The 6,356-nt window shown below is 41.0% G+C and carries 8 protein-coding genes and 1 pseudogene; all 9 read right to left on the bottom strand.

Features of this window, described 5'->3' with window-relative positions:
- Window positions 1–113: 113 nt before the first annotated feature.
- The 9 genes and pseudogenes from ACAN55_RS23605 to ACAN55_RS23565 all read right to left on the bottom strand — a co-directional run bounded on the left by ACAN55_RS23605 (window position 114) and on the right by ACAN55_RS23565 (window position 6,267).
- On the bottom strand, window positions 114–1,064 hold the full coding sequence (locus tag ACAN55_RS23605) for a YARHG domain-containing protein (protein WP_379138875.1): 951 nt from the start codon (window positions 1,062–1,064) through the stop codon (window positions 114–116).
- 67 nt (window positions 1,065–1,131) lie between these two features.
- A complete protein-coding gene (locus ACAN55_RS23600) occupies window positions 1,132–1,542 on the bottom strand; it encodes a zinc ribbon domain-containing protein (RefSeq protein ID WP_379138872.1) in 411 nt (136 codons plus the stop codon).
- Between the two features lie 8 nt (window positions 1,543–1,550).
- Window positions 1,551–2,051, bottom strand: coding sequence for a peptidase M56 (locus tag ACAN55_RS23595; RefSeq protein WP_379138869.1), 501 nt, complete (start codon window positions 2,049–2,051; stop codon window positions 1,551–1,553).
- 37 nt (window positions 2,052–2,088) lie between these two features.
- Window positions 2,089–2,616, bottom strand: a complete 528-nt coding sequence (locus ACAN55_RS23590) for a DinB family protein (protein ID WP_379138866.1) — start codon at window positions 2,614–2,616, stop codon at window positions 2,089–2,091.
- Window positions 2,617–2,963, bottom strand: a pseudogene (locus ACAN55_RS23585) (VOC family protein). It abuts the gene before it with no gap.
- Window positions 2,964–2,991: 28 nt separating this feature from the next.
- Complete coding sequence (locus ACAN55_RS23580) at window positions 2,992–3,843, bottom strand: aminoglycoside 6-adenylyltransferase (RefSeq protein WP_379138863.1); 852 nt, start codon at window positions 3,841–3,843, stop codon at window positions 2,992–2,994.
- Window positions 3,844–3,849: 6 nt separating this feature from the next.
- Window positions 3,850–4,362 carry a DNA topology modulation protein gene (locus tag ACAN55_RS23575; RefSeq protein ID WP_379138860.1) on the bottom strand — a complete coding sequence of 171 codons (513 nt, stop codon included), beginning with the start codon at window positions 4,360–4,362 and terminating at the stop codon, window positions 3,850–3,852.
- A 328-nt stretch (window positions 4,363–4,690) separates the two neighbouring features.
- A complete protein-coding gene (locus ACAN55_RS23570; protein WP_379138857.1) occupies window positions 4,691–5,551 on the bottom strand; it encodes an aminoglycoside phosphotransferase family protein in 861 nt (286 codons plus the stop codon).
- A gap of 53 nt (window positions 5,552–5,604) precedes the next feature.
- Window positions 5,605–6,267 (bottom strand): nucleoside/nucleotide kinase family protein, encoded by a 663-nt coding sequence (locus ACAN55_RS23565; protein WP_379138854.1) that lies wholly within the window; start codon window positions 6,265–6,267, stop codon window positions 5,605–5,607.
- Window positions 6,268–6,356: the final 89 nt, after the last annotated feature.

The following is a 6,356-nucleotide window of genomic DNA, read 5'->3' as shown; positions in this document are numbered from 1 at the left end:
CAGGATAATGCTTAAACTTCTGACCTTTCTTTGCTGGCATAAAAAATGCACCCCTTGGAATTACATCGGATTTACCCAGGGGTTTCTCCAATGTCTATTCTAAGGGGTGCACTTCATTCACTTGGATTGTCCTTATATTCTTTCTCACTTTGGAGTATCTGGTCCTCCCAATACTGTGTAGTAAGTTCGATACTGGGCTCATATTGACTACCGTTCCATTCATAAGCCGTAACTAAAGCAGGAGCTAATGGGAGCTGTCCATAGGATGGGAACCCGAGTAACTCTTCTTTTCCATCATGATCAACATCCTCGAACTCTGCCTGAATGTTATCTGAGACCGTAACTTGAATGTCGTTGTCGATTTCTTCTAACACAATAACCGCAGGGTTGGGCCTATTGTCTGCCAGTTCGAATAAGAAGGTAGGACGACCGTTTTGCTCAATGCCTTTCACCCAGAAGTTCGTATCCCAAATTTTATCTCCGCCCTCAAAATCCAAACCCTCTTCTTTACTATCAAAAATCACATTGTTATCTTGCATAATTTCGAACCGGGTGTAATCAAAATCTCCATCATTCCAAAAATAAACATCATATTCTTCACCGTACAACGTAATCATATCCTTGTGTATGGAACCTGGATCTAGAGGTCTTGAAGTAACTAAAGGATTTGCCGCGTTTTTGGCTTCATATGATTGGATGAGTTCAACATTTTTCTTCTCGATGGCATTGAGCTCTCCCTTATACTCCGGGTTCTCTTTATACCAACTCTTCTGGTGAAAGAAGTCACTTAAATCCTTACGTTTAAAAATGTATCCATGTCTAGCGTAGATTTCATTTCGCGCAATCTCCAAGCTCCGGCCATCCAAATTACTAACCTTAATGCTTGTCAGCTGTACTTTGTCGCTATCTTGTATTATGTATTCACTTGTATTGTTAGGAGCAATAGTATGTAGGTCATTTCCAGAAACTTGTTTAGGGACTGTGTTCTCTTTACCTGAACAGCTAACTAGGACCGTTGCAGACAAGAAAGCAAAACATAAGTTCATAAGACTCTTTTTAATCAAGTGAGTACCCCCGAGACTATTCAAATAAGTTGCTATTGAGCCACAACGTTAAGTCGTTCTCTCTCCATCATTTTTTAATTTCTTTTCCGCATTTCGAACAAAATTGATAAGATTCATCCAGTATTTTATTCCCGCAGTACGGGCAATAATTTATGTCTTCGCCCTCATGATATTGTTCATCTTGAACCCCAAGTTCAGTTCTTTTGGCAGGATTAAAATAATTGTTTAATGGATCTGGCTCTTCGTTATTGTCCGTTATATCAAATACAGACATCCGATTTCTTCCGGCAGCGTTCTTCACATGATAAATCCCTTGAACTATGGCTACCCCCACAAAGAGGATGCCAAATAACATGAATATGGACGGAGCACCCATGTTTACTGCAGTAATGGTCCAAAAAATTCCGAATATTGCTATTACAACACTTCCCATTGCTCCCATGGCTGAAGGGCCACGCCCTGGCTTTATACTTTTCATTTCTAAATTCACCTCAATAAATGTATTGTGCTTGCGATCTCCCGTATGTGTTCAACATCTGCCGAAACTATGAAAAAAGAATAATCTTCATTGTCTATTCCAACAGCTTGGGGATATTTAATGATTAGTTCTGCTTGCCCGATCATGTCTTTTGGTTGATCTTCCGAAGGTAGGATTAATTGGGCCTCATTCCCCTCGATACTTAAGCTTTCAATCTGCGGTTTACTGCCGTAAGGTTTTAACACATGATTGATTTCACGCTCTGCTACCTGATCGATGGAGTCTCCTTCGGAAGCAGAAATTTGAAAAAAACCATCTTGACCTTCTAATCGTGCTGGATCATATGACTTATTCTCACTCCAGTTCGAAGGGTAGTTCAGTGAAATGTGGAACTCCTCGTTATTGTATCTTTGCAGCGCAGACGTGCGATCCACTTCGGGATTTGAATTGCAGCTCACCAGATAAATTCCTGTGATGACAAGCAGCAGGGATAGCAAGATGTTTTTCATTTGGTCTCATTCCTGCCCTTTCTCTTCATCAATTTCACTAAACCTTCAACCGCTTCCTAATCATCCGTATCTGTCCCCGGTGGTTAATCTCATCTTCAAACACGTGATACCACTTAAAATAATTGTTGGCCGGTTTGTTATACCAGAAAGGTCCTTCAAGCGAAAGCCAGTCATCCTTGACCCCTCTGAATAATTCAAAGGTTCTAAGTCTTACGCTATTCAATTGATCCAGATAGAAGTCCAGTTCATTGCCTTTGATCAGTTCCCGCCCAGCTTCCCCTAAACTTAATGAGGGCCCCCATATGGACAGCTCTTCCTCATTTAAATCCCGATCTTCAAAAGTCTCCAGCTGATAAGCGTATTCTACTGCGGCAAAATGCGATAACAATGCACCAATGGAGTTGCTCTCTGAATCTAACAAAAAGTCCAATTGCGCTCTTGTCAGATCTTTGGCGGCGTCGAGTGTGGTATATCTTGCATAATTCATCATAGACAATAAACGGCTGACTTGCGGAGTATATCCAGGTAAGTCGGTAATGAGATAAATCTTCTCCATATCTATCATTTATAGTTCCCCCAGTCTCATTGTAATCGGATGATCCTTCTTCAGCTCCAGCAAGTCCCATAGGTTCCCGTATAGATCCCTAAATACGGCTACCATTCCATACGATTGCTCCTTAGGCTCCCGTACAAACTCTATTCCTCTTGTAAGCATCTCATTATAATCTCTCCAGAAATCATCCGTGTTCAGAAAAAGAAATACCCTGCCACCTGACTGGTTGCCTATGAACGGCTCTTGCTCAGGTTTAGAGGCTTTTGCGAGTAATAATGTTGCACCGGTCTGGTGTAGAACTCTATCGCTTCATCATAATCATTCACAACAAGCGCAATATGGACTATATTTTGAATCATGTTTCCACCTCTATTTTAGAGTAATGAATTAAAAAACCTGTGCATCTTTCGGCAGCGCCTGCACTTGCTCTAAATAAGCCACCACGTTATTATGATCATCCTCGGGATACAGGTAATTCAAATGGAGTGCGAGCTCTTCTCCAAGTGTTCTCGTAAGTGCAATCGTTTCAAAAAGTGCTGCCCATCGTTGCGGATATTCTGGACCACTGTGTGTCTTCAAATACTGCACCCACAGCTCCTCCGGTAAAAACTTCTTAAGCCATTTCAAGGCTGTACCTGTATTCACATTCCAGTTATGATTCATGCCCACGTACCAGGATAACAGCTTCATCACACCCTGCTTGATCACGATATCCATCATATACGTAACATAGGGCAGTTCGTCTCTCCATAAGCCTTTGACTGCATTGGTGGAACACCACAAGATATCATTAATGGTCTGGTCAAAATCATCCTTGGCCGGTTTCCGAGTCACATAGGACTTATCAGACGGCGGCTCAAAACTCTTTAGTCCATTGTCCTTATCCAAAAGCACTTTAGTCAGGCTATCCTGAAAATGCTGGTTGATCGTCTCCATTCTCCGGAACGAAAGATCAATCCTCACGCCATCCTTGAACAGCATTAAAAATATGTATTCATCTTCACTTTCAGTTCTTAGAACGTTCTGCTGCATCATTACAAGCTGTCCAAAACTGCTAATCCATTCCTGCTGGTCTACATAAAATTTAGGATCTCTGACAACGAAAATCACATCATAATCACAAAATAAATCCTTGGTCACATTCGGATTCACTCTCGATCCGTTCATCAGAACAGCCCTTACCCGATCATCTTGGGCAAACTGTAAGAGTTCATGTATTACTTCCGTTTCATTTCTCATGGGTTATCACACCACCTCAAGTCTACTTATGAATTCTTTCAATTGCTTTCGATTATTTATGATCATAATCTCTTTCTGATCCTTCAATTGCTCAAGTCTCAGAAGTGTCTTCTTTCTTCCTCTTTTTCTGTAATTCCATACCCATTGAATGAATTCAAAATCAATTCTCTCCGGGCATTCCTCGTTCATATCTGGCCGGGATTTCTTATGATACATGACTCTGCGTTTTAAGATCCGATACATACAGAGCCATCTGGGCATATCTAAAAATATAATCAGATCAGCCCTAGCCATACGCAGATCCATCGTTCTGGAGTAATTCCCGTCAATAATCCACTGGTCTTGCATTGTAAGGTCTATAACTATTTGATCCCATTCCTCATTTGGTGTTGGTTGCCAATTAGGTTTCCAGTAATACTTATCTAAATGAACGACTGGAAGATTTAGTATTGTACCCATCTTTTGAGAAAGGGTTGATTTGCCTGCACCGGCTGATCCTATAACAATAATACGGTTCATGATAAGAATCTCCTTACTTACTGGAAATGTTTTTGATATAAACATTGAACTTAAAATTTTGCAATTTAGGCGAGATCGTAACTACGATGAATGTTTGGACTTCCGACCGCTGTTGTCTCCCGATTTCTTTATTTATACCGCTCTTCGCGGTTGAAATCCGGAGACAAAGGCGGACGCTGCCGCTCCTCCAGTTCCAAAAATTCCTCTTCGTTACTTGGCCTTTTTGTTAAGCTCTAAAGTTCAATCCATATAGTTCCTTTCAATCCAGCTCCAAATCCTCACTCCCCAAAAACAACCACAGATCATGCCCACCTAAGTATTCCATTATTCATTGTTCTCCCCTGCCCGTCATGATTAACTCTTTATTTAAGTATTTATTCCTGCTTACAATTGTCCTTACCAACGAAATGGTATTACGCTCCATGGGAATCGTTGTTGTTCTATTTAGCAGAATCCACCGTAGACAGGCAATAGCCTCAAACTTCTCCAATTCATCTTCGGTACAACAATTATTCGCTAGAAACACCGAACGGTAGATGTATGCATATCTTTCGCTTGTATAAATCCAAATTAGAATAATCGACCACGCCATATCATACCTTGGGTCCCCAAGCTGGACGTTGGTCCAATCGATAATTGTATATTTTCCGCCATTCTCAAGGACATTTCTCAGATTATAATCTCCATGGATTAGACGTTGCTGCTTAATATGTAGATCTTCAATTAGCTGCACTACAATTTCCTTTATATCGGATTGATTCTCCGTACCAGGAAAAAAATATTCGATAAAATCATAACGGGGGATGGGTGTTGGATCAAAGTGATCAAGGCCTAGCTTATGTATACTCATTAGTATCTTCGCGATTTCAGTAAGCTTCAGTTTATTGATTTTATGAATGGGTGCGCCATCATAACTGGTTAGAAGCACTTGGTTCCCCTTCTCGTCAAATCCCCAACCTAGCGGCTTAGAAACTGCGTTACCTTGTATAAACAAACGTTCAAGCACCTTATACTGACTGGATATATCGGGCTTTGAATCCCGATTCCATATTTTTAATACGAAGTCTGAATCCGGTGTACTGATTTTATAGACATCGGCTTCAAGTCCGGACTCTAGTGGCGAAACGTTTGGAACGATCTGCCCGGTTAAAACAGCTTGTAGCTCTAGACTCTTTTCCTTCCAGTTCATACCACGTAGAAGCTCCCTCATTATGTGTCCACCCTTTCAATAAAGGATTCAACTCACTTCCTGATTATACCATTATATTCCTTAATCTTGTTCGCAATGTTTTCAACGATCTCCTCTACATCCTTCGTGCTGTCTACTAGCAAATCACAATTATTCATCACCCTGCTTCCTATACTCAGGAACATTTCCCTCACACCCGTATGTAAATAATCGAACAAAAAGTGATCCAGCAAGGTAACTAAACCCTCAGGATCACTTCGAAGTTGTTCCGCTCTAACTAAATCCAGCACCCTCCTTGCAAGGGCGATTTCAGTAGCAACATCCAGATATATAACAAGATCAATGAATTCAGCTAATTCTTCCCGTTCTCTGCCAAATGGCTCTTCAATCAAAATAATATCCGTTGGCTTTATTTGCTCTAGCTTGTTGTTCGTCTCCGTACTGTAGTATTCTTTAGCCCATCCACTTCCGCTTGATCTTTCTACGCTACTGCCGCTCAGTAATCTCAACAAGTCTTCCCGAAGCTTCGGAGTTTGTATCACATTTGGATCACAACCTTCTTGAACCCATTGAGTGATATCATTCGGAAAATCTGCCTTAGACGCATAATTATCAAATAATAAATAGGCACAATTTAGCCTCTTTGCCAGCTCCGTCACGACAGTACTCTTGCCAGAACCGGAGTGCCCACTTACTACAACAACAATTGGTTTCATTATTATCATCCCCTTAAAAAAATAATGAGGCAGTCCGCTGCGGACCACCTCATTGGCTATATAATAGCATGGAATAATTGAATATCAAG

Origin of the sequence: Paenibacillus oryziterrae (assembly GCF_042610485.1) — a bacterium.
Taxonomy (GTDB): Bacteria; Bacillota; Bacilli; order Paenibacillales; family Paenibacillaceae; genus Paenibacillus_AQ.
The sequence above is the reverse complement of the archived record's forward strand: the minus strand, read 5'-3'. Positions and strand labels throughout refer to the sequence as shown.